This window comes from Lysobacter sp. KACC 24251, from assembly GCF_057747755.1.
On the sequence record NZ_CM173222.1, the window covers coordinates 2,274,609 to 2,294,898 of the forward strand.

At 66.7% G+C, this 20,290-nt stretch carries 19 protein-coding genes; 5 read left to right on the forward strand and 14 right to left on the reverse strand.

What is annotated here, in order from left to right:
• Nucleotides 1-61: 61 nt before the first annotated feature.
• Both AC3ARF_RS10660 and AC3ARF_RS10665 read right to left on the reverse strand, forming a co-directional pair.
• A complete protein-coding gene (locus AC3ARF_RS10660) occupies nt 62-718 on the reverse strand; it encodes a rhomboid family intramembrane serine protease (RefSeq protein ID WP_498927770.1) in 657 nt (218 codons plus the stop codon).
• 90 nt (nt 719-808) lie between these two features.
• Nucleotides 809-1,168 carry an MGMT family protein gene (locus AC3ARF_RS10665; protein WP_498927772.1) on the reverse strand — a complete coding sequence of 120 codons (360 nt, stop codon included), beginning with the start codon at nt 1,166-1,168 and terminating at the stop codon, nt 809-811.
• A gap of 39 nt (nt 1,169-1,207) precedes the next feature.
• Between AC3ARF_RS10665 and AC3ARF_RS10670 the strand changes: the two genes are divergently transcribed.
• The gene (locus AC3ARF_RS10670) at nt 1,208-1,618 is read left to right on the forward strand and encodes a hypothetical protein (RefSeq protein ID WP_498927774.1); all 411 of its coding nucleotides are present in this window, start codon (nt 1,208-1,210) and stop codon (nt 1,616-1,618) included.
• A gap of 118 nt (nt 1,619-1,736) precedes the next feature.
• Here the strand turns inward: AC3ARF_RS10670 and AC3ARF_RS10675 are convergent, their stop codons facing one another.
• Entirely contained in the window at nt 1,737-2,864 is a 1,128-nt protein-coding gene (locus AC3ARF_RS10675) for an inorganic phosphate transporter (RefSeq protein WP_498927776.1), read from the reverse strand.
• A 13-nt stretch (nt 2,865-2,877) separates the two neighbouring features.
• The gene (locus AC3ARF_RS10680) at nt 2,878-3,504 is read right to left on the reverse strand and encodes a DUF47 domain-containing protein (RefSeq protein ID WP_036134080.1); all 627 of its coding nucleotides are present in this window, start codon (nt 3,502-3,504) and stop codon (nt 2,878-2,880) included.
• A 249-nt stretch (nt 3,505-3,753) separates the two neighbouring features.
• On the opposite strand from AC3ARF_RS10680, the gene AC3ARF_RS10685 reads away from it, so the two are divergent.
• Both AC3ARF_RS10685 and AC3ARF_RS10690 read left to right on the forward strand, forming a co-directional pair.
• A complete protein-coding gene (locus AC3ARF_RS10685) occupies nt 3,754-5,082 on the forward strand; it encodes a hemolysin family protein (RefSeq protein WP_498927778.1) in 1,329 nt (442 codons plus the stop codon).
• Nucleotides 5,063-5,698 (forward strand): exopolysaccharide biosynthesis protein, encoded by a 636-nt coding sequence (locus AC3ARF_RS10690; RefSeq protein ID WP_498927780.1) that lies wholly within the window; start codon nt 5,063-5,065, stop codon nt 5,696-5,698. The genes AC3ARF_RS10685 and AC3ARF_RS10690 overlap by 20 nt, the downstream gene beginning before the upstream one ends.
• Nucleotides 5,699-5,719: 21 nt before the next feature.
• Here the strand turns inward: AC3ARF_RS10690 and AC3ARF_RS10695 are convergent, their stop codons facing one another.
• The 3 genes from AC3ARF_RS10695 to AC3ARF_RS10705 all read right to left on the reverse strand — a co-directional run bounded on the left by AC3ARF_RS10695 (nt 5,720) and on the right by AC3ARF_RS10705 (nt 9,652).
• Nucleotides 5,720-7,852 carry a putative bifunctional diguanylate cyclase/phosphodiesterase gene (locus AC3ARF_RS10695; protein WP_498927782.1) on the reverse strand — a complete coding sequence of 711 codons (2,133 nt, stop codon included), beginning with the start codon at nt 7,850-7,852 and terminating at the stop codon, nt 5,720-5,722.
• Nucleotides 7,849-8,781: a phosphate/phosphite/phosphonate ABC transporter substrate-binding protein gene (locus tag AC3ARF_RS10700; RefSeq protein WP_498927784.1), complete on the reverse strand. Its 933-nt coding sequence runs from the start codon at nt 8,779-8,781 to the stop codon at nt 7,849-7,851. The genes AC3ARF_RS10695 and AC3ARF_RS10700 overlap by 4 nt, the downstream gene beginning before the upstream one ends.
• A gap of 76 nt (nt 8,782-8,857) precedes the next feature.
• Nucleotides 8,858-9,652, reverse strand: coding sequence for an RNA methyltransferase (locus AC3ARF_RS10705; protein WP_498927786.1), 795 nt, complete (start codon nt 9,650-9,652; stop codon nt 8,858-8,860).
• 96 nt (nt 9,653-9,748) lie between these two features.
• Between AC3ARF_RS10705 and AC3ARF_RS10710 the strand changes: the two genes are divergently transcribed.
• Both AC3ARF_RS10710 and AC3ARF_RS10715 read left to right on the forward strand, forming a co-directional pair.
• The gene (locus tag AC3ARF_RS10710) at nt 9,749-10,579 is read left to right on the forward strand and encodes an inositol monophosphatase family protein (protein ID WP_498927788.1); all 831 of its coding nucleotides are present in this window, start codon (nt 9,749-9,751) and stop codon (nt 10,577-10,579) included.
• 144 nt (nt 10,580-10,723) lie between these two features.
• Entirely contained in the window at nt 10,724-12,133 is a 1,410-nt protein-coding gene (locus AC3ARF_RS10715) for an NTP/NDP exchange transporter (RefSeq protein WP_498927790.1), read from the forward strand.
• Between the two features lie 3 nt (nt 12,134-12,136).
• On the opposite strand, the gene AC3ARF_RS10720 is transcribed toward AC3ARF_RS10715, so the two are convergent.
• The 7 genes from AC3ARF_RS10720 to AC3ARF_RS10750 form a co-directional block, all read right to left on the reverse strand.
• Complete coding sequence (locus AC3ARF_RS10720) at nt 12,137-13,969, reverse strand: metallophosphoesterase (protein WP_498927792.1); 1,833 nt, start codon at nt 13,967-13,969, stop codon at nt 12,137-12,139.
• Nucleotides 13,970-14,055: 86 nt separating this feature from the next.
• Nucleotides 14,056-15,018 carry a protein translocase subunit SecF gene (gene secF / locus AC3ARF_RS10725; RefSeq protein ID WP_498927794.1) on the reverse strand — a complete coding sequence of 321 codons (963 nt, stop codon included), beginning with the start codon at nt 15,016-15,018 and terminating at the stop codon, nt 14,056-14,058.
• A 16-nt stretch (nt 15,019-15,034) separates the two neighbouring features.
• Complete coding sequence (gene secD, locus AC3ARF_RS10730; protein ID WP_498927796.1) at nt 15,035-16,900, reverse strand: protein translocase subunit SecD; 1,866 nt, start codon at nt 16,898-16,900, stop codon at nt 15,035-15,037.
• A gap of 75 nt (nt 16,901-16,975) precedes the next feature.
• On the reverse strand, nt 16,976-17,311 hold the full coding sequence (gene yajC / locus AC3ARF_RS10735; protein WP_498927797.1) for a preprotein translocase subunit YajC: 336 nt from the start codon (nt 17,309-17,311) through the stop codon (nt 16,976-16,978).
• A 178-nt stretch (nt 17,312-17,489) separates the two neighbouring features.
• The gene (gene tgt / locus AC3ARF_RS10740) at nt 17,490-18,623 is read right to left on the reverse strand and encodes a tRNA guanosine(34) transglycosylase Tgt (RefSeq protein WP_498927799.1); all 1,134 of its coding nucleotides are present in this window, start codon (nt 18,621-18,623) and stop codon (nt 17,490-17,492) included.
• Nucleotides 18,620-19,684: a tRNA preQ1(34) S-adenosylmethionine ribosyltransferase-isomerase QueA gene (queA, locus tag AC3ARF_RS10745; protein WP_498927801.1), complete on the reverse strand. Its 1,065-nt coding sequence runs from the start codon at nt 19,682-19,684 to the stop codon at nt 18,620-18,622. Before queA ends, tgt begins: the two co-directional genes overlap by 4 nt.
• A 60-nt stretch (nt 19,685-19,744) precedes the next feature.
• The gene (locus tag AC3ARF_RS10750) at nt 19,745-20,176 is read right to left on the reverse strand and encodes an Lrp/AsnC family transcriptional regulator (RefSeq protein WP_498927804.1); all 432 of its coding nucleotides are present in this window, start codon (nt 20,174-20,176) and stop codon (nt 19,745-19,747) included.
• Between the last annotated feature and the right edge of the window lie 114 nt (nt 20,177-20,290).

Consider the following 20,290-nt stretch of genomic DNA (forward strand, 5'->3'; position numbering starts at 1 on the left):
AGTCCGGCCGCGGCGCGTCCCGGATCCTCCTCGGGAGGTGCGTCGCGGGCGGCAATCGCCTTCAGCGCACGATGCGCATGCGCGGTGGCCCGCGGCGGCCAAACGGCGGTTGCCCGCGCCAGTAGCGGATCAGCAGCCAGCCGAACACCATGCCGCCCAAGTGGGCGAAGTGCGCCACGCCGGGCATGGTGTTGGTGATGCCCATCAGCAGCTCGATCACGCCATAGACGATCACCAGCGTGCGCGCCTTCATCGGAATCGGCGGGATCAACAGCATTACCCGCTGGTTGGGAAACAGCATGCCGTATGCCAACAACAGCCCGAAGATGCCGCCTGACGCGCCCACCGTGGGATACGCCTCGCCACCCTGGGCCATGGTCCACCAGCCCACGGCCAGCTGGAACACCGCCGCGCCCACGATGCAGGCCACGTAATAGGTCAAGAAGCGCTTCTCGCCCCAAGTGTGTTCCAGCGGCGCGCCGAACATCACCAGCGCCAGCATGTTGAATGCCAGGTGCACGAAGCCCCCGTGCATGAAACCGTATGTCAGCACCTGCCACGGCAGGAAACCGCCCTGTGCATAGGGGTCACTGCCCGACTCCAGCGGCCAGAGCATGAACGACGCCATCGACGCGTCGCCCACCACCCATTGCAGCAGGAAGACCAGTCCGTTGGCGATCAGCAGGGCCCGGGTTACGGGCGGCAGGTTGGCGAACATCTAGACTCCTTCGTGTCCGCACATGTTAGCCGCTGGCAGCGGGCGAAAGGCCGTCAAAAAGTCTACGCCGGCAGATCCGGCAGCCCCTGTTCAGCCTGCCATCGGCCCCCAGATCTGGTCATCAACCGTGGGCGCCGCACGCAGGCCACGCACCCGCCCGCGTTCAACCGCCACGCCTTCGCCACGCAGACGCGCGCTTTGCTCCAGGAAGCCGTCCGAGCCGTCCGGGAACGCAATGCGGCCATCCGATCGCAAAACCCGATGCCACGGCAAGTCGGCATCGTCGTTGTTGCTGAGCAGCTTGGCCACCAGCCTGGCACGCCCGGGCAACCCGGCGCGGCGGGCCACCTCGCCGTAGCCCGCGACCTCGCCCGGGGGGATGGCGCGCACCGCGGCCAGGATCCGCCGGGTCGCATCTTCTGCAGGGGTGACCTTGGTCTTCGCGCGCATCGCGGTAGCATAGCCGCAAGCCCGCGAATGGAGCCGCCCGTGCGCAACTTCGAATCGATCCGCCGCCACATCAAGACGTCCGGTTTCCAGGTCAGGATGGAGGACGAGGACGTCATCTGCATTGAGTTGTCGCTGGAACAGGGTACGCGGCACCAGGCCATCTTCCTGTCCGAACTGGACGACGACGACGGCCGCCCCTATCTGCGGGTCAGTACCGCCGTGGCGCCCACCACCGGCCTGGATGCGCGCCGGGCGCTGGTGTTCAACTGGGAAAGCCGGGTCGGCTACCTGGGCATCGGCGACCTGGACGGCGTACCGTACCTGCAACTGTGTGAGAACCGCCCGTACGACGGTCTGGATCCGTCGGAAGTCGACCGCCTGGTGCTGGAGATCGGGGGGCTGGGCGACCGCATGGAGCGGATGATGTCCGCCGGGGGTGACCTGCTCTGACCGTTCGCGCTGGACGGCGCCCCGCGTCCCGCCAGTTCCGCAACACGCCAAGCAAGAAAAAGGCCCGCTCGCGCGGGCCTTTTTCGTCGGGTCGGGATTGGATCGGCGCGGAACCGCGTCAGACCCAGCCCATCAGCAGGAACATCTCATAGCACAGCCAGGCCATGAAACCGGCCGCCGGGATGGTGAGGATCCATGCCCAGATCATCTTCTCGACCACGGTCCACTTGATCGAGTTGAAGCGCTTGGCCACGCCGACGCCCATGATGGCCGACGAGATGTTGTGCGTGGTCGACACCGGGATGCCCAGCGACGATGCCAGCAGGATCACCGATGCGGCGCTGGTCTCGGCCGCGAAGCCGTGGATCGGGTGCAGCTTCACCAGCTTGTGGCCCAGCGTCTTGATGATGCGCCAACCACCGGCCGCGGTACCGGCCGCCATCACGATGGCGCAGGTGATCTTGATCCAGGTATCGATGTCGTTGTTCTCGATCGCACCCGGCGAAGGATGCAGGAACGCCAGCCACGACGGCAGGTTGTTGAGCGTGCCGTCGGCCTGCGCCGCCACCAGGGTCAGCGCGATGATGCCCATGGTCTTCTGCGCGTCATTGGACCCGTGTGCAAAGCCCATGGTCGCGGCGCTGGCCAGCTGCATCTTGCCGAACAGGCTGTTGACCCAGCGCGGCCGGGCCAGGCGCGCCAGCATGCCGCCGCTGGACGCCATGCCGGAGATGATCGCGAACAATATCCCCATCACCACGAATCCGGCCATGAAGCCCAACAGTGGTGAGGTGAACATCGGCACGATCACCTTCCACAGCACGCCGGCACTCTTCCAGATCGGCTCCTTGGGCTCCGACCAGACGATCGCGTCGACATTGTTCATGGCCGCGGCAAACGCGGCACCGCACAGGCCACCGATCAGGGCGTGCGAGGACGAGGACGGCAGTCCCAGCCACCAGGTGATCAGGTTCCAGACGATGGCGCCCAGCAGGGCGCACAGGATCAGCTGGGAAGAGACGTCCACCACCCCGGCGTCGATGATGCCCGAGGCCACGGTTTTTGCCACCGCCGTGCCCCACAGGGCGCCGACGAGGTTGGTGCTGGCGGCCAGCATCACCGCCTGCATGGGTGAGAGCACCTTGGTCGCCACGACGGTCGCGATGGAGTTCGCGGTGTCGTGGAAACCATTGATGTACTCGAAGATCAACGCCGCCGCGACGACGACGAGAACGAGGGTCAGCATGGTCCCGCTCCCGTCACGAATTCTTCAGTACGATCTCGTACGCCACCACGCCAGCCTCGCGGCAGCGGTCGATGGCCTTCTCCAGGATCTCGAAGAACTCCTTGAGCAGGAACATCTGCAGGTGATCGAGTTTGCCGGAGTAGATGTCGCGGTACAGCTCGAGCATCAGCCGGTCGGCCTCGTTCTCGATGGCGCGGAGCTTGTCGTTGAGCTCCTTCATTGGCTCCAGCTTCATGCTGCGCAGCGTCTTGACCATCTCCACCACCACGCCCGAGGCCTGCTCCAGCATGGCCGCGCGCGGCGCGAAGTCGATGTGGCCCAGGTGCTGGGTGGCCAGCGAGTAGCGGTCGGCGAACTTCTCGATCTGCTTGGGGATCTTGTACAGCGCCGACCCCAGCGCTTCGATGTCTTCGCGCTCGATCGGGGTGATGAAGCTGTTGACCAGCTCCTGGCTGATCTTCTCCGACGCCGTCCGCTCGCGCTGGCGGGCCAGCTTGAACGCGTTCAGCGCGGGCTCCCGGTCGGCGGCCTTGAGCATGGCATGCAGCGCCTTGGCGCTCTCGTGCCCGGCCGCCGCGGCTTCCTCAAGCAGCGTGTAGAACTGGTTGCCTTGGCCGAAAATGGTTTGCAGGGAGAACATGCGGGGCCTCTGGGTGCCGGGGCTCGGGAGCCGGGTTAAGGGTAAGCGGGCGGAATTATGACGGTTTCGCGACGCCCGCGCTGCCCTCAAGGCGGCGTGAAGGGCCGGCCTGCTAACATCGGACCGCGGCGCCCCCTGCCGTTTGCCTGCCCTCTCCATGGACGATGACCCTGATCCGGCGCTTCCCCGCGCCATCCCGCCAGCTTCGATGACCGTGCTTCGCCCCCCGGGCGCTACGGAGTGGAAACGATGCTGGAGCTGCTGATCGTCCTCTTTCTGATCGTGCTCAATGCCTTCTTCGCGATGTCGGAGATGGCACTGATGACCTCGCGAAAGCTCCGCCTCAAGCAACTGGCGGAGACCAGTCGGGGCGCCCGCACCGCACTGGCCCTGGCGGAACACCCCGACAACCTGTTGTCCACCGTGCAGGTGGGCATCACCCTGATCGGCGTGCTGACCGGCGTGTTCGGTGGCGACGCCATCGGGCTGATCATCGCCGGCTGGCTGGAAGGCCTGTGGCCCGATGCCCGCGAGTACGCCCGCCCCATCGGCATCGGTACCGCGGTCGGTCTGATCACCGCCGCCCAGGTGATCTTCGGTGAGCTGATCCCCAAGCGCCTCGCCTTGACCAACCCAGAGGGCATCGCCGCGGCCGTGGCCATCCCGTTGGACTGGTTGGCCCGCGCCGCGCGGCCCATAGTGGCCGCCCTTGGCGCCATCAACCGAGGGGTACTGCGCCTGCTCGGCTTCGGCGACGACGCGCGTAGCGAGATCAGCGAAGAAGAGATCCGCATGCTGGTGACCGAGAGCCACGAGCAGGGCGTGATCGACGCCGACGAGCGCAAGATGATGAACCGCGTGCTCAGCCTGGGCGATCGCACCGCGGAAAGCCTGATGACGCCGCGCATGCGCATCACCTGGTTGGATGCCACCGCGTCGCTGGAGGAGAACCTCGCCGCGATGCAGGACAGCCCGTTCTCGCGCTTCCCGGTGTACCGCGACAGTGACCAGGACGTGGTTGGCATCCTCGAGGCCAAGTCGCTCCTGCGCGCGCTGAAGCCTGGGGTGCCGCTGGACCTGTTTGGCGAACTGCGCGAGCCGCTGTTCGTCTCCGAATCCACCCACGCGCTCAAGCTGCTCGAGATCTTCCGCGAGGAGCAGCAGTCCATTGCGCTAGTGGTTGATGAGTATGGGGACGTCGCGGGGCTGGTCACGATCAACGACCTGATGGGCGCGGTGATCGGCCGCCTTCAGCCGGTGGAAGTCGACTCCGAAGCCACCGCGCCAGTGGTGCAGCGTGCAGACGGCTCGTACCTCTTGGACGGCGCCCTGCCGCTGGAGGACCTGCGCGAGTTGGTCGGGGGCGGCCGCCTGCCCGACGAGGACGAACACGATTTCCATACCGCCGCCGGCATGGTGATCGCACACTTTGGCCGCATCCCGCACGTGGGTGAACACTTCGAATGGGGGAAGTGGCGGATCGAGGTGGTCGACCTGGACGGCCCGCGCATCGACAAGCTGCTGCTCCAACGCCAGGTGGCACCGGAGGGAGACGCCGATGACACCGCCGCGGCATGATCGCCGCCCACACGGCGTCGGCACCCGTGCGCTGCTGGACCTGATGGCCAGCGGTGACCCGGCCGAGCGCCTGCGGCTGGGTGACGTGCTCGCGGGCCTGGGCAACCGCTCCTTCGGGATGATGTTGTTCATCGCCACCCTGCCCGCCTTCATTCCCATTCCGGGCGTGGCGGGTGCGATCAGCGGCCCCCTGGTCATGCTGGTGGGCCTGCAACTGCTGATCGGGCTACGTCGGCCGTGGCTGCCACGCGCCGTGGCCAACCGTGGGCCGCATCGACATGCGCTGGTGCGCTTCCGTGACCGCCTGGCGCCCTGGCTCGATCGCCTTGAACGCGTGGTGCGGCCGCGTGGCGAGGGCGTACTCGACGTGCGCATCGCCAGTTGTTTCAGCGGGCTGCTGCTGGTGCTGCTGGGCCTGTTGTTGTCGCTGCCCATCCCCTTCACCAACTACGTGTTCGGCGTGCTGCTGATGCTGTTCGCGCTGGCCCTGCTCGAGCGCGATGGCTGGCTGATGCTGGTGGCGTGGGCCGCCGGACTCGTCGCAATCGGGGTGTTTGGCGTGCTCTCGGGTAGCCTCGCCAGCGCCGCCACGCGCTGGATCGACCTGGCGATCTGAGCCGGCGCGCCAGCTGAAGGCTCAACCCAACAGGGACATGAACTCGTCGATCGCCACCGGGTGGCCGATCCAGTAGCCCTGCGCGAGGTCGCAGCCACGCTCGCGCAGCAGCGCGTACTGGCCTTCCTTCTCGACGCCCTCGGCCACCACGATGATGCCCAGCGAGTGCGCCATCGCGATGATGGCCGTGGTCAAAGCGAGGTCGTCGGGGTCGCGCAGGATGTCGGCGATGAAGCTGCGGTCGATCTTGACCCCGTCCACCGGTACGCGGCGCAGGTGGCTGAGGCCGGAGAAACCGGTGCCGAAATCATCCAGCCACACCTTCACCCCGGTCTCGCGCAGGCGCGAGAGCAGGTTACCGGCGTGGATCTCGTCGCCGATCACCGCGGTCTCGGTCAGTTCCAGGTGCAGCTGCTGCGGCGACAGGCCACTCTCGGCCAGCGTTGCGGCCACCACGCGCGGCAAGTCGCCGCTGCGCAGTTGCCGTGGTGACACGTTGACCGACACGAACAGCGGTTGGCGATTGGGCGCGCGCGCGTTCCAGCGCACCGCGTCGCGGCAGGCGGAACGCAGTACCTGCGGCCCCAGGGTTTCGATCAGGCCGCTCTCCTCGGCCACTTCGATGAACACCGAAGGCGCGACCAGCCCGTGCTTGGGATGGCGCCAGCGCAGCAGCGCTTCAGCGCCGATCATCGCCCCGTCGGCCAAACGGAAGACCGGCTGGTAGGCCAGGCTCAGTTCGCCGCGATCCCATGCGCCACGCAACTCGTGTTCCAGGTGCACGCGGCGCTCCACCGCCTGGTCCATCGCACGGCTGTAGAAGCGGTAGCAGTTCTTGCCCGCCACCTTGGCCTGGTACATCGCGATGTCGCCGTTCTTCATCAGCGCGGTCGCGCCCGAGGCATCCTCGGGGAACAGGGTGATGCCCACCGATGTACCGAGGAACACCTGTCGGCCTTCGATGGTGATCGGGTGGCCCAGCTCTTCGACCAGCGCATCGGCCAGGCGCGTCGCCACGGATCGGATCTCGTCGCCGTAGGCCGCGCCCGACTCGACCAGGATCACGAACTCATCCCCGCCGAACCGGGCAAGCAGGGCAGCGTCGCCGCCGAGGCGCTGGACAAGGTCCTGGATCCGGTTGGCGAACTGCACCAGCACGTCGTCGCCGGCTTCATGGCCAAGCGTGTCGTTGACGCGCTTGAAATCGTCGATGTCGGCGAACAGTAATGCCAGTTGGCGACCCGCGCCATGCAGGGTCAGCAGCCGCTGGTCGAGTGCCTCGCGGAAGGCCAGGCGGTTGTGCAGACCGGTCAGCGCATCGGTGTAGGCCATGCGCCGGATCTCGCGGTCGTGGCGCGCCACGCTGGTGCCCATTCGCGAAAAGGCGTTCATCAGGTCGCCGATTTCGTCGCGGCGCCCGTTCGACGGCATGGGCGTGTCGTAGTGGCCTGCCTCGATCGCGCGTGCCGCATCGGCCAACTGGCGGATCGGCCGTACCAGGGAGCGCTGGATCAGCCAGGCCATCGCCACCCCCAGCGCGGTGAGGACCGCGCTCAACAACCCGATCCACAACAGGTGTTCTTGTCCCAGGGCCTGCAGCTGGCTGCGCAGCCCGGCACTGGCGCGCTCCTGGTGCTGGCGGATGACGTTGAGGTCGTAGCCCGCGCGGACGCCGCCGATCCGCTGGTTGCCGATGGTGATGGGCGCCGACACGTCCATCGTGTCCCCCGAGACCTGCGTATGGACGCCACGCGCGGCAACGGCCTCGTATGCCATCGGATCGTCCATGGCCTGGCCGTAGTCGGGGATGTCCTCGCTACCGTCGTGGACGATGCGCCCCTGCGCGTCGAACACCTTGACGTAGCGGGTGCCCGGCTGCCGCAGCGTGGTCTGCCCCAGCCGACCGATCGCATCCAGGTCGAAGTAGTAGAGGGGGTTGGCCATCGCCCGGGCCAATTCGCCCACCATGCCTTCGGCGTTGCGCCGAAGGGTGTCATTGGCCATCTCCTGCATGGCCACGCGGCTGGTGGTCTCCACCTGCGCCTGCATGCGCTCCTGCCGGTGCCAAAGCACCGCCAGCACCGACAGCACGAGCACCAGCACCAGCCCCATCAACATGACGAAGCGGGCCTGCAGGCCGTGCCACGGGGTCATTCGACCTCCCGACGCACGCGATCGATGCCGGTGGAGAGACGACGAAGCGATTCACTGGTCTGCGGGTCCAGCGGCAGGAAGCGGGTGGTCTTGAAGAATTTCAGCAGGGCTTCGCTGGCGTCCGGGTCGGCCGCGGCATCGGTAAGCACCTGCGCCAGACGCTCGCGCACGCGCGCGTCCAGGTCACCGCGCACCAGCTCCAATGCGCGCGGATAGGGCTCCGACTTGCCGATGATGACGAAGTCGCGCGCAAAGCTGGGGGGCATGTGCCGCGGATTGTCCCAATCGAGGTTGCTCATGACGCCCGCATCCACGAGGCGCTTGTGCACCCACGTGGAGATGTTCAGCTCGGAGCGGGCGAATAGGTAGCCCACCTCGTGGGATGCAACGCCGTCCGTCGGCGCCAGCAGGATCTCCAGGCGCATGCCACGTTCCAGCAGCTCGGCAGCCGGCACGTAGTAGGCACTGGTCGAGGACGATCGTTGGAAGGCCACGTTGTGGCCGCGCAGATCCCCCAGGGAGCGGATGCCGCTGTCGCGGCGGGCGAAGAACACACTGTGGTAGTAACTGGTGCCGTCGCGCTCGGTCAACAGGATGGGCTGGGCGTCGGCACGTTCCTGCAGCAACACCGCCGACGCCGCGGTTTCGGTGACCCAGTCCACACGCCCACGGCGCAGGTAGCTGGCCATCTGCTGCGCGTCCTTGGCCATGAGGATATGGCCTTCGCGAATTCCGACGTCGGCCATTCGCGGCACCACGTAGTCCAGCAGCGGCTTGAGCTGCTCGTAGTGTTCCTGCGGGTTGTCACTGATACGGCCGAGCACCAGCACGCCGTCGTCCGAGGCAGCCTTGACCGGGAACAGCGCGCCACAGGCAAATCCGAGCAGGACCAGGGCGAGGCTGCGAAGCTGAGCGATCAAGGAGCACATCCGGATGTCAGACCGTCTGGCAGACTAAACGAAAGCGGTGCGCGCGGGTATAGCGCCCCGCTGCCATCTCGCGTAATCAGCCCTGTTTGGGGCCAAGCCGCGCGGTCCGCTCCACGTCGGCCAGGATGCCGCGCAGCAGGCGGACCTCGCGCTCGTCCATATCCGCACGCAGGAACAGGCGGCGCAGCTTGCGCATCGCCGATTCCGGCACCCGTCCCTTGTGGAAGTCGATCAGGTCCAGCACGTCGCCGAGTTGGCCGAAGAAGCCCTCCAACTGGGCATGGGACGCGGGGGGATCGACGCGCTCGGCCGACGCGGCTTCGACGCTGCGCGGGGCCGCACCGGGCGCGCTGCCCGCACGACCGAGCAGGGCCAGCCGCAACTCGTAGGACAGCACCTGTACCGCCATTGCCAGGTTGAGCGAGCTGTACTCGGGGTTGGCCGGGATGTGCACCGCCGCGTGGCACAGTTGCAGTTCGTCATTGTCCAGGCCGGTCCGCTCGCGCCCGAACACCAGCGCGACCTCGCCGCCCTCGGTGGCGCGGGCGACGGCGCGCGCGGCCGCGTCAGCCGGCATCAGCTCATCCAGGGCCACCCGGCGGCTGCGGGCGGTACAGCCCAGTACGAAGTGGCAGTCCGCCACGGCTTCGGCCAGGGTGGCATGGGTCACGGCGGCGGCCAGCACGTCGTCGGCGCCCGCGGCCAGCGAATAGGATTCGGCGTTGGGGGCCTTTTCCGGGGCCACCAGCACCAGGCGGGACAGGCCCATGGTCTTGATGGCCCGGGCCGCGGAGCCAATGTTGCCGGGGTGCTGGGTGCCGACCAGGACGATGCGCAGGTGGCCAGAGGAAAGGTTGGAGTCGGTACTCATCGCCGGTAATGGTAAACTGGTCGGCCGGCCCAGAGCCGGAACGTTCTTTATCGCCGCCAGCCCGACCCCCACCTCAGCCACGAGAGGCCCGTTGCCATGCAGAAACCCGCCGTCACCCTCATGGTCAAGGCCGCCCGCGCCGCCGGCAACGTGCTGTTGCGCCATATGTACAAGCTGGACGCGCTGAACGTCGTGGAAAAGGACCGCATGGACTTCGCCAGCGAAGTGGATGCCCTGGCGGAAAAAGAGATCATCAAGGAATTCCGCCGATCCACGCCGGACTACGGCATCCTCGGGGAAGAAAGCGGCCCGCTCAACGGCGCCGAGGGCAGGGCCCGTTACGTGTGGGTCATCGACCCCCTGGACGGCACCAGCAATTATCTGCGCGGCATCCCGCACTTCTGCGTGTCCATCGCGCTGCTCGAAGCGGGCGAGCCGATCCACGGCGTCATCTTCGATCCCTTGCGCAACGAGCTGTTCACCGCCAGCCGCGGCAGTGGCTGCGTGCTCAATGAAAAGCGCGTGCGTGTTGCCGACCGCAAGGACCTCACCGGCGCCATGCTCATCACCGGCTTCCCGCCGCGCGAGCGCGCCCGCGCCAGTGCGCAGCTCAAGTGCGTGGACAGCCTGCTGACCGAGGCCGAGGACATCCGGCGCACCGGTTCGGCCGCACTGGACCTGGCCTACGTGGCCTGCGGCCGCGCCGATGCCTACTTCGAGGCCGGCGTTAAGCCGTGGGACATTGCGGCCGGCGCGCTGATGGTCCGCGAGGCCGGCGGCAAGGTGTGCGACTTCCGCGGCCGTGCCACGGGCCCGATGGACGTGCGCGGCATCAACCCGCGCCCCCTGGTGGCTGGCAACATCCGGGTCTCCGAGCTGCTGCAGCAGCGCATCGTCAACACTGGCTACGCCGCCGCATTCGATTGATGCCAGGTGCCGGGTTAACCCGGCCCCTACCCTCCCGCGCCGGGTTCAAGACGGCCGGATGCGCCTGACGGGAGGGCCGCGGCGTCATCGCCGCCGCCCTTTCCTGTACGCACCCTTGCAGCCCTTGCCTGCCCGGGTGGAACCATGCGCACCGCCGATCTCTCGCCACTGGAACGCGCCCTGCACTTACTGGCCACGGTGAGGCCTGGCGAAGGCCGCAGCATCCTGCTGATGGTCACGCAGGTTTATCTCCTGCTGCTCGCCTACTACCTGATCCGACCGCTGCGGGAGGCCCTGATCCTCGCCGAAGGCACGTCGGTGGTGCGCAGCTATGCGATCGGGGCGGTGGCGCTGACGCTGATCTTCCTGATCCCGCTGTACAAGCTGCTGTTCGACCACCTGGACGGGCATGGCGGCAAGTCCACGGTGCTGCGCTGGGTGATGGGATTCTTCATCACCAACCTGCTGGTGTTCTGCGCGCTCGGGGCGGCCGGGGTGCCGATCGGTGTCCCCTTCTTCATCTGGGTGGGTGTGTTCAGCGTGATGCTGCTGGCACAGTTCTGGGCATTCGCCGCGGACCTGTTCAACATCCGCAGCGGCCAACGCCTGTTCGCCATCATTGCCGTGGGAGCAGCGCTGGGAGCCTGGTGTGGCAGCCGCCTGTCCGGTTGGCTGATCTCGGCAGTCGGCCCGTTTCCGCTGATGCTGGTGGCTGCGCTGTTGCTGGCCACGGCCCTGTGCCTGAGCATGTTCGTGGAGCGCAGCGTGCCCGAGCGCTCGCGTGCCAAAGACGATGGACTGTCCCGCACCCCACCGCTGCGCGGGCTTGGAGAGCTGCGTTCCGGCTTCGACGTGGTGTTGCGCAGCCGCTACCTGTTGTTGATCGCGGTGTTCGTGGCGCTGATCAACTGGATCAACTCCACGGGTGGGTTCATCCTCGCCAGCTTCGTGGAGGATTACGCCGCGCAGCGGGTGGCCAGCGGCGACGTTGCCGGTGAGCGCGAGATCATCGGCCGGTTCTACGCTGATTATTTCGCCTGGATCACGCTGTTGCAGCTGTTCCTGCAGATGTTCGTGGTCTCGCGCGTGCTCAAGTACCTTGGCATGCGGGCTGCACTGGTGATGCTGCCGCTGGTGATGGTGGCCAACTATGGACTGATGGCCTGGATGCCGGTTTTCGCCCTCGTCCGCGTGACCATGATCGCGGAAAACGGCATGAACTACTCGCTGCATGGCACCAGCTGCCATTCGCTGTTCCTGCCGCTGACACGCGAGCAGAAATACGTTGGCAAGACCACCATCGACACCTTCTTCTGGCGCTTCGGCGACCTGCTGCATGCACTGACGATCTTCGTCGCCGCGCAGTGGCTGCAGGTGGAGATTGGCCGGATCATGCTGTTCAACCTGGGCTTGGCGCTGGTCGGGCTGGCCGTGTCGCTGCTGATCGGCCGTGAACATGCACGTGCGGCGGATGCACGTGCTGGAAAACGCACATCGAAACCCGTCCGACCGCTGCGCCACGCGGTCGCCCGCGCCGCGGGACGGCGTGGGTGACGGTCAGCGCGAGGTTCGCAGCGCCTGCGCACGGGCGACCAGCGCCCGGATCTGCCGGATGTGCAGGTACGGCGCCAGGGTCGCCAGCCGCGACTCGGTGACGTTGGCCAGCGCCGCCCGCATCTGCGGGGAGACGACGATGGGTGCGTTGCGCAGTTCCGGAGGCCGACCTTGTTCAGTGCTGAATGCGCGGGTGTGGTCGATCATCCACACCTGCCAGTCCCGGTCGTAGAGGATGTTGCCGGTGTTGCGGTCCAGGTTGTGCACCAGCACGTCGAAGACGTTGATCAGCTGTTGCTGCCGGAGGAAGCTGCAGTCGCTATCGTACTGCAGCTTCTGCTGGATGCGATCGGTCTCGTTGTGGGCGCCTTCCACCCAGTACTGCACCAGGCCGCGCTCACCCCCCACGCGGCGCTCCACCGCCACCGGCACCATCTGCAGGCCGAGGATGCGATCGAGCTTGTACGCGGCAATTTCATACAGGTAGCGGTCCGCCTTGTCGTAGCGGCGCTCCCAGCGCCCGTTGGGACGGATCTCCGGATCGCTGTCGTAGTTCTTGAATACCGCTCGGATGCGCGTGGCGTCGCGTTCCAGCGTCAGGCGCCGCGGCTTGGTTACCCCCAGGTCCAGAGTTTCGTCCTGGGTGATCGGAGCGTTGAGCAGGAAGTCCTCCAACTGCGCGTCGCTCATGCCATGCGGGCGCGCCCACTCGCGGTTGGACTCGGCACGAGGCGCGGCCAGTCCGTCCCCAAGATGGAACGCCTGCGTTCGGCCTCGCTCGATCACCAATGCCGCGGGAATGCCGTCGTATGCGGCCTTGTTCATGCCAGTGTCTATGCGCGCGACCTGTCCTTCCAGGCGAAGACTGATCCGGTGGTCCAGGGTGGGGGTATGCCCCACCACCATGCGACGCGCCCCCAACGAGCGCAGGGCTGCCTTGGCCACCTCGGACTCCGTGTACGGATGGCAGACCGAGCTGCCGCGGTACCAGACCGGCCCATTGGACTGGAACGGCAGCCCTTTCACCGCGGCCACGATGGCTTGCGCCGAGGGCTGCAGCGGCGAAGGCGGCTCGGTTGCGGATGCCGGCACGGCGGCCAGTGCGTTCGCCACCGCGAGGATTCGGTCGAAATCGTCGGTGGGCTTGAGCGCACCACCCTTGATCAGCGCGTGCCAACCGTCCGCAAAGGCGCGTACGTCGCGGATGGCGCTCGTGTTGACCTGCTCCAGCGTCTGCCCGGCCAGCTTGTCCGAGAGCCCTCCGTGAACGAACAACTCGTCGTTGATCACGATCATCACGGGCCTTTGCAGCAGCCATTGCCCGATGCGTCCATCCGGCGCCAACGCCGCCATCCGCTCGAGATAGCCCGGGCGTGCGCCGAGGGCCGCGTCGCGGGCCTTGCCTTCCGCTGTCGCGTACGTGGCAAATTCGCCGGGACTGACGTAACGCAGATCGCCGGTCAGCGACATCACCTCATGATTGCCCAGCAACGGATGCACCGCACCGCCCGCGGCCGCGGCCTCGTCCTGGAGTCGCATCAGCAGTTCGACCACCTTCAGCGCCTCGTCACCGCGACTGAACAGGTCGCCGTTCGACACCAGGTGCGTGCGCCCGCCCTGCCAGCGCAGGTTGGCATCAACCAGGCCGGTGCCCTTCAGTACCTGAACGAACTCGGGATACGCGCCGTGAACATCACCAATGGCAACCACGCGATCCACGTTGCTGAACCGGTAGGGTTGTGCGGCGGCAGGCCACACTGCAAGCGCCAGACCGGCCCCGCAGACAACGGCAGCGGCGAAACGGTTGAGGCTTGCGGGCAGGATCGACAGGCTCATGGTGGCCACTCCCTCCGGGCATGACCACTACAACGGAAAGAGGCCGCACAAGGCGGCCTCTCCCGGGAACACGGTGCAGCAATCCGTTACGGACGGCGCGCCAACTCCGCCTCGTCCTTCGCCTTTGGCAACAGATCCTGCTTGGTGACCTTCAACGGCCCCAGGGTCAGCAGCGGTGCGGCCACGAAGATCGACGAAATGGTACCCAACACGATACCGACGATCATCGCCTCGGCCATGCCTTCCAGCGAACCACCGCCGTAAACGTACAGCGCGACCACCGTCAGCAGCGCCACCACCGAGGTGATCACCGTACGCGACAGGGTCTGGTTGATCGAAGTGTTGAGGATCGACACCGGATCAGCACGCATCGAGCGGAAGTTCTCGCGCACGCGGTCGAACACCACGATGGTGTCGTTGATCGAGAAACCCATCACCGACAGCACGCCGGCCAGCACGGTGAGGTCGAACTCGCGGCCGGTGATCGCGAACCAGCCCAGCACGACCACCACGTCATGCAGAGTGGTCAGAACGGCCGAGACGGCGAACTTCTTCTCGAACCGGAACGAGATGTACATCAGGAAGCCGACGACCACGAAGATCAGCGCCCAAACGCCGTTCTGCGCCAGGTCCTTGCCGACCTGCGGGCCGACGAACTCGCTGCGCATCACCTTGCCTGGATTGCCCTCGAAAGCCAGCGCCTGCTGCACGGCCTGCGCGGTGTTGTGCTGCTCGTCAGCGCCCGGCTCGCCGCCTTCCTTGGGTTGCAGGCGGATCAGCAGGTCGTTGCCCGAACCGAACGTCTGCACCTGGGCGCCGGCAAAGCCGGCGCGGTCCAGTCGCGTGCGTACGTCATCGATGTCCACCGGGCGCTCGAAACGCAGCTCGGTGACGGTGCCGCCGGTGAAGTCCAGGGCGAAGTTGAAGCCCTTGAACGCCATCGCACCGATGGAGACCACCAGCAACGCCAGCGCCAGCCCCAGCGACACCCAGCGCAGGCGCATGAAGTCAAACTTGCTGTCGTACGGGAAAACATTGAACGGTTTCATGGTCGTGCGCTTCCCGTCAGATAGCGATGGACTTGAGCTTGCGGCGGCGGCCGTAGATCAGCGTGGCAATGCCGCGCGAGACCGAGACCGCGGTGTACATCGAGGTCAGGATGCCGACGATGGTGGAGATGGCGAAGCCCTTGACCGGGCCGGTGCCGAAGGCGAACAGCGCCACGCCTGCCAGGATCGCGGTCAGGTTGGCGTCGGCGATCGTGCCGGAGGCCTTCTCGTAACCGGTGGCAATGGCGGCGTGGGGTGGCATGCCCGCCCGCAACTCCTCACGTATGCGCTCGTTGATCAGCACGTTGGCGTCCACCGACATGCCCACCGTCAGGGCGATGCCCGCCAGGCCCGGCAACGTCAGCGTGGCACCGAACCAGGACATCACCGCGATCAGCGCCAGCATGTTGATCAGCAGCGCCAGGCAGGTGATCACGCCGAACATGCGGTAATAGACCAGGAAGAAGCCAAGCGCGAACAGGAACGAGAACGCCACGGCGCGCATGCCGCGCTCCACGTTCTCGCGGCCCAGGCTCGGACCAACCACGCGCTCTTCGATGAAATCCATCGGGGCGGCCAGCGAACCGGAGCGGATCTGGCGGGCCAGGTCGGTGGCGAACTGGGCGCTCTCCAGACCGGTGGTCTGGAACTCCTTGCCGAACACGCCGTTGATGGTGGCGACCGAGATCACCTCCTCGCTGACGCGTGTGGAGCGGACTTCCTGGCCGTCGACCATGCGCACCTCGGGGATGCGCTCGATGTACACCACCGCCATCGGCTTGCCGACATTGTTGGAGGTGAAGTCGAACATGCGCTGGCCGCCGGCGCTGTTCAGCGTGACCGACACCGCCGGCGAGCCGGATTGCGAATCAAACATCGAGGTGGCGCGCACCAGCTGGTCACCGGTGGCAATCACGCGCTTGCTGAGCAGGATCGGCATGGGCTTGCCGTCCGGTCCCTTCTCGGTGCGGTAATAGAGCTTGGCATCGGGCGGGATGATGCCGCTGGCGACAGCGTCGTAGGCACTGCCTTCGAGCGCGGCGCGGTATTCCAGCGTGGCGGTGGCGCCGAGCACGCGCTTGGCCTGCGCGGTGTCCTGCACGCCGGGCAACTGGACGACGATGCGGTCCTCGCCCTGGCGCTGGATGATCGGCTCGGACACGCCGAGCGAATTGATGCGGTTGCGCAAGGTGCCGACGTTCTGCTCGATAGCCTCGATGGCCAGGCGCTTGATCTCGGCCTGCGGCAACAGCACGGTCACGACGTTGCCTTCCGCATCCACCTGCATGCCCTGCTGGCTGGTCAGCAGCAGCTCGCGCGCCTTCTCGGCGTCGGCCGGGTTGGACAGGGTCGCCACGACGGTGTTGTTGGTGCGCCGCTCGACCGATTCATAGCGAACGCGGCTGTCACGAAGCTGCGCACGGATGCCTTCGGCGGTGGCATCCAGCCGCTTCTCGATCGTCGCCTTCTGGTCCACCTGCATGGTGAAGTGCACGCCACCCTGGAGGTCCAGGCCGAGCACCATCGCGCGGGCCCCGATCTTTTCCAGCCAATCAGGCACGGTGGAGGCCAGGTTCAGCGCGACCGTGTAGTCATTGCCCAGCGCCGGACGCAGCACGTCGGCCGCCTTGCCCTGCGCGTCGGGGTCGTTCAGGCGCACCAGCAGGTTGCCCTTGTCGATCTCGACCTGCTTGGGGGCGATGCCGGCCTTGGTCAGGTCGGCCGAGACGCGCGTCTTCAATGCCTCGTCCACCACCGCGCCGCGGTTGGCGGTGACCTGCACGGAACTGTCCTGCGGGTACATGTTGGGCAACGCATACAGCGTGCTCAGCACGAGTACGACCAGGATGACGAAGTACTTCCAGCGTGCGTAAGTCAGCATCGATTGGACCCCACGGCGGCGCTTGGGCCGCCGTCTATCGGCGTAAGGTTGGCGTCAGCGGGTGTTGGAGCCGGCTCAGGCCGACTTCAAGCTGCCCTTGGGCAGGACGTTGGCGATTGCGCCCTTCTGCACGCGGATCTGCACGTTGTCGGCGATTTCAACCGTGATGAAATTCTCACCGATGTCGGTGACGCGGCCGGCGATGCCGCCGTTGGTCAGCACCTCATCGCCCTTGGACAGCTTCTCCAGCATCGCCTTGTGTTCCTTGGCGCGCTTCATCTGGGGGCGGATCATCAGGAAGTACATGATCGCGATCAGGACGATCGGGAACAGCAGGGTGCCCATGCCGCCACCCGGGGCCGGAGCGGCCTGGGCATACGCGGGGGCGATCACGAGGTCGAGCAGGTTCATGTCGTTCTTCCGTCGGTACAAATAAGCGGGGGATTATGCCATGGGTTCCGGTACGCCCGGTTTCAAGCGGGCATTGGCCTGCCGCGTGCCGCGGCCAGCGGCGGCACAGCGGGAGCGACATCCGGCCAGGGAAGACCGGCGGGTCTGACCGGCGCGGGGACGGACAGTTCCCCGCCGCTCAGTCCCCGCCACCGGCGCGGGCGGCATAGAAGGCCTCCCGGAAGGCCTGGAATGCGCCCTGCTCGATCGCCGCCCGCATCTGAGCCATCAACCGCTGGTAGTAGCGCAGGTTGTGCAGCGTTCCCAGCATCGGTGCCAGCATCTCGTTGCAGCGGTCCAGGTGCCGCAGGTACGACCGGCTGAACCCGCGCGAGCAGGAGTAGCAGTCGCAACCCTCCTCGATCGGCCGAAGGTCGCGCTCGTACTTGGCGTTACGCACCCTTACCGTGCCGAAGGAGGTGAAGTAATGGCCGTTGCGCGCGTTGCGCGTGGGCATCACGCAGTCGAACATGTCCACGCCGCGTGCCACCGCCTCGACCAGGTCCTCCGGCCGTCCCACGCCCATGAGGTAGCGCGGGCGGTCCTCCGGCAACTGTGGGGCGATGTGGTCCAGGGTGTGGTTGCGGACCGCTTCCGGTTCGCCCACGGCCAGTCCGCCGATGGCGTACCCGTCAAAACCGATCTGCTTCAGCCCCTCGGCCGAGCGCGTGCGCAGTTCCGCATACATGCCGCCCTGCACGATGCCAAACAGCGCCGCGTCATTGCCCTCATGCGCCTTCTTGCTGCGCTCGGCCCATCGCAGGCTCAGTTCCATCGACTTGCGCGCCACCTGTTCGCTGGCCGGCTGGCCATCCACGAGGTACGGCGTGCACTCGTCGAAGATCATCACAATGTCCGAGTCGAGCACCTTCTGGATGTGCATGCTCTCCTCGGGCCCGAGGAACACCTTGCGCCCGTCGGTGGGCGCGGCGAAGGTCACGCCCTGCTCGGTGATCTTGCGCTTGTGTGCCAGCGAGAACACCTGGAAACCGCCCGAGTCGGTCAGGATCGGCCCATCCCAGCGGCCAAAGCCGTGCAGGCCGCCATGGTCGGCGATCACGTCCAGGCCGGGGCGCAGGTACAGGTGGAAGGTGTTGCCGAGGATGATCTCGGCGCCCAGCTCGCGCACCTGCTCCGGCATCACGCCCTTGACCGAGCCGTAGGTGCCCACTGGCATGAAGGCCGGCGTCTCCACAGTGCCCCGCGGGAAGGTCAGGCGGCCACGGCGCGCGGCGCCGTCGGTGCCCAGCAGTTCGAATGCCATGCGGCTCATGCGCGCACCTCCGGCAGGGGCGCCGCGGGAAACAGGAGCATCGCATCGCCATAGGAGAAGAAGCGGTACGCCTCGCGGATCGCGTGGGCATAGGCCTCGAATACGCGCTCCTTGCCGGCGAACGCCGAGACCATCATCAACAGGGTGCTCTCCGGCAGATGGAAATTGGTGACCAACGCGTCAACCGAGGTGATGCGGTAGCCGGGCAGGATGAACAACCGGGTTTCGCCCGAGTAGGGCTGCAGTTCCCGCTGTCCGGCATCGTTGGTGCGCGTCGCGCTTTCGAGCGCGCGCACCACGGTCGTGCCAACGCCAATGACCCGACCTCCCGCGGCACGGGTATCGCGGATGGCTTCGACCAGTTCGGCACCGACGTTGAGCCATTCGCTGTGCATCACGTGCTGGTCCAGGTCGTCCACGCGCACCGGCTGGAAGGTCCCTGCCCCGACGTGGAGCGTCACGTGGCCGAAGTGCACGCCCTTGGCCTGCAACGCCGCGAGCAGCGCTTCGTCGAAATGCAATCCGGCCGTGGGTGCCGCCACCGCGCCCACCTCGCGGGCGAACACGGTCTGGTAGCGCTCGGTGTCATCCTGGCCAGGCACCCGCTGGATGTAGGGCGGCAACGGCAGGCGGCCGGCGTGCAGCAGCCAGCTCTCCAGCGATTCGGGCACGTGGAACTGCAGCACGTAAAACTCGCCTTCGCGACCCAGCACTTCGGCTTCGCCGCCGGCGTCCAGCGCGATCCGGGCACCCGCCTTGGGCGATTTGCTGACGCCCAGTTGCGCGCGCGCCTGGTTACCGCCCAGCAGGCGCTCGATCAGGATCTCGACCCGGCCGCCCGTGGCTTTCTGCCCGAAGAGTCGGGCAGGGATCACCCGGGTGTCGTTGAACACCAGCAGGTCACCGGGTGCCAGCAGGTCGAGCAGGTCGCGGAAGTGGCCATCCCGCAGCGGCGCGGGCGTGGGCGGCACCACCAGCAGGCGGCTGGCGGAACGCTCGGCCAGCGGCGCCTGGGCGATCAGCTCCGGGGGCAGGTCGTAGTGGAAGTCGGACTTCTTCAAGCGGGTGGTGGATGCGGCGGGAACCGCACATTGTATAGGCCCCTGCCCACCGCCCCCGCGCTAGCGCTCGAACTTGGCCGACAGGATGATCGACGACGTGGTCCGCTCCACGCCCTCGATGGCGCCGATGCGGTCGGTCAGTTCGTCCATGACCGACACCGTGGGCGTCACGCCCAGGGCCACCAGGTCGAACGGTCCGCTGACCGAGTGCAGGGTGCGCACCTCAGGCATGGCGTGAAGCGCCTTCACGACCGCGGGGGCCTGCTTGGGCAGCACGGTGATCATGATGTGCGCGCGGATCCAGCCGCGTTCGGCCTCGTCGTCCACGCGAACCGTGTAGCCGGCAATCAGACCCTGCCGCTCCAGCCGCTCGATCCGGCTCTGCACCGTGGTCCGCGACAGCTTGAGGCGGCGGGCGATTTCGGCCGTGGAGGCGCGCGCGTTCTCGCGAAGCACGGACAAAAGCTGCTGGTCGGCCGCGGTGATCTTCATTCTGCCCAATCCTGCTCGTCATTTCGACGAAAGGTCAGTTTATTCCGCGCGCATTCACGCTGTCTATCGACGAATCAATCTGGATAATGAATCGATACCCATATGAACGACCCC

What these genes read in the sequence shown, in the direction of transcription:
- AC3ARF_RS10660 (WP_498927770.1), bottom strand. Translation starts at nt 718, where the DNA reads ATGTTCGCCAACCTGCCGCCCGTAACCCGGGCCCTGCTGATCGCCAAC.
- AC3ARF_RS10665 (WP_498927772.1), bottom strand. Translation starts at nt 1,168, where the DNA reads ATGCGCGCGAAGACCAAGGTCACCCCTGCAGAAGATGCGACCCGGCGG.
- AC3ARF_RS10675 (WP_498927776.1), bottom strand. Translation starts at nt 2,864, where the DNA reads ATGCTGACCCTCGTTCTCGTCGTCGTCGCGGCGGCGTTGATCTTCGAG.
- AC3ARF_RS10680 (WP_036134080.1), bottom strand. Translation starts at nt 3,504, where the DNA reads ATGTTCTCCCTGCAAACCATTTTCGGCCAAGGCAACCAGTTCTACACG.
- AC3ARF_RS10685 (WP_498927778.1), top strand. Translation starts at nt 3,754, where the DNA reads ATGCTGGAGCTGCTGATCGTCCTCTTTCTGATCGTGCTCAATGCCTTC.
- AC3ARF_RS10690 (WP_498927780.1), top strand. Translation starts at nt 5,063, where the DNA reads ATGACACCGCCGCGGCATGATCGCCGCCCACACGGCGTCGGCACCCGT.
- AC3ARF_RS10695 (WP_498927782.1), bottom strand. Translation starts at nt 7,852, where the DNA reads ATGACCCCGTGGCACGGCCTGCAGGCCCGCTTCGTCATGTTGATGGGG.
- AC3ARF_RS10700 (WP_498927784.1), bottom strand. Translation starts at nt 8,781, where the DNA reads ATGTGCTCCTTGATCGCTCAGCTTCGCAGCCTCGCCCTGGTCCTGCTC.
- AC3ARF_RS10705 (WP_498927786.1), bottom strand. Translation starts at nt 9,652, where the DNA reads ATGAGTACCGACTCCAACCTTTCCTCTGGCCACCTGCGCATCGTCCTG.
- AC3ARF_RS10710 (WP_498927788.1), top strand. Translation starts at nt 9,749, where the DNA reads ATGCAGAAACCCGCCGTCACCCTCATGGTCAAGGCCGCCCGCGCCGCC.
- AC3ARF_RS10715 (WP_498927790.1), top strand. Translation starts at nt 10,724, where the DNA reads ATGCGCACCGCCGATCTCTCGCCACTGGAACGCGCCCTGCACTTACTG.
- AC3ARF_RS10720 (WP_498927792.1), bottom strand. Translation starts at nt 13,969, where the DNA reads ATGAGCCTGTCGATCCTGCCCGCAAGCCTCAACCGTTTCGCCGCTGCC.
- secF (WP_498927794.1), bottom strand. Translation starts at nt 15,018, where the DNA reads ATGAAACCGTTCAATGTTTTCCCGTACGACAGCAAGTTTGACTTCATG.
- secD (WP_498927796.1), bottom strand. Translation starts at nt 16,900, where the DNA reads ATGCTGACTTACGCACGCTGGAAGTACTTCGTCATCCTGGTCGTACTC.
- yajC (WP_498927797.1), bottom strand. Translation starts at nt 17,311, where the DNA reads ATGAACCTGCTCGACCTCGTGATCGCCCCCGCGTATGCCCAGGCCGCT.
- tgt (WP_498927799.1), bottom strand. Translation starts at nt 18,623, where the DNA reads ATGAGCCGCATGGCATTCGAACTGCTGGGCACCGACGGCGCCGCGCGC.
- AC3ARF_RS10750 (WP_498927804.1), bottom strand. Translation starts at nt 20,176, where the DNA reads ATGAAGATCACCGCGGCCGACCAGCAGCTTTTGTCCGTGCTTCGCGAG.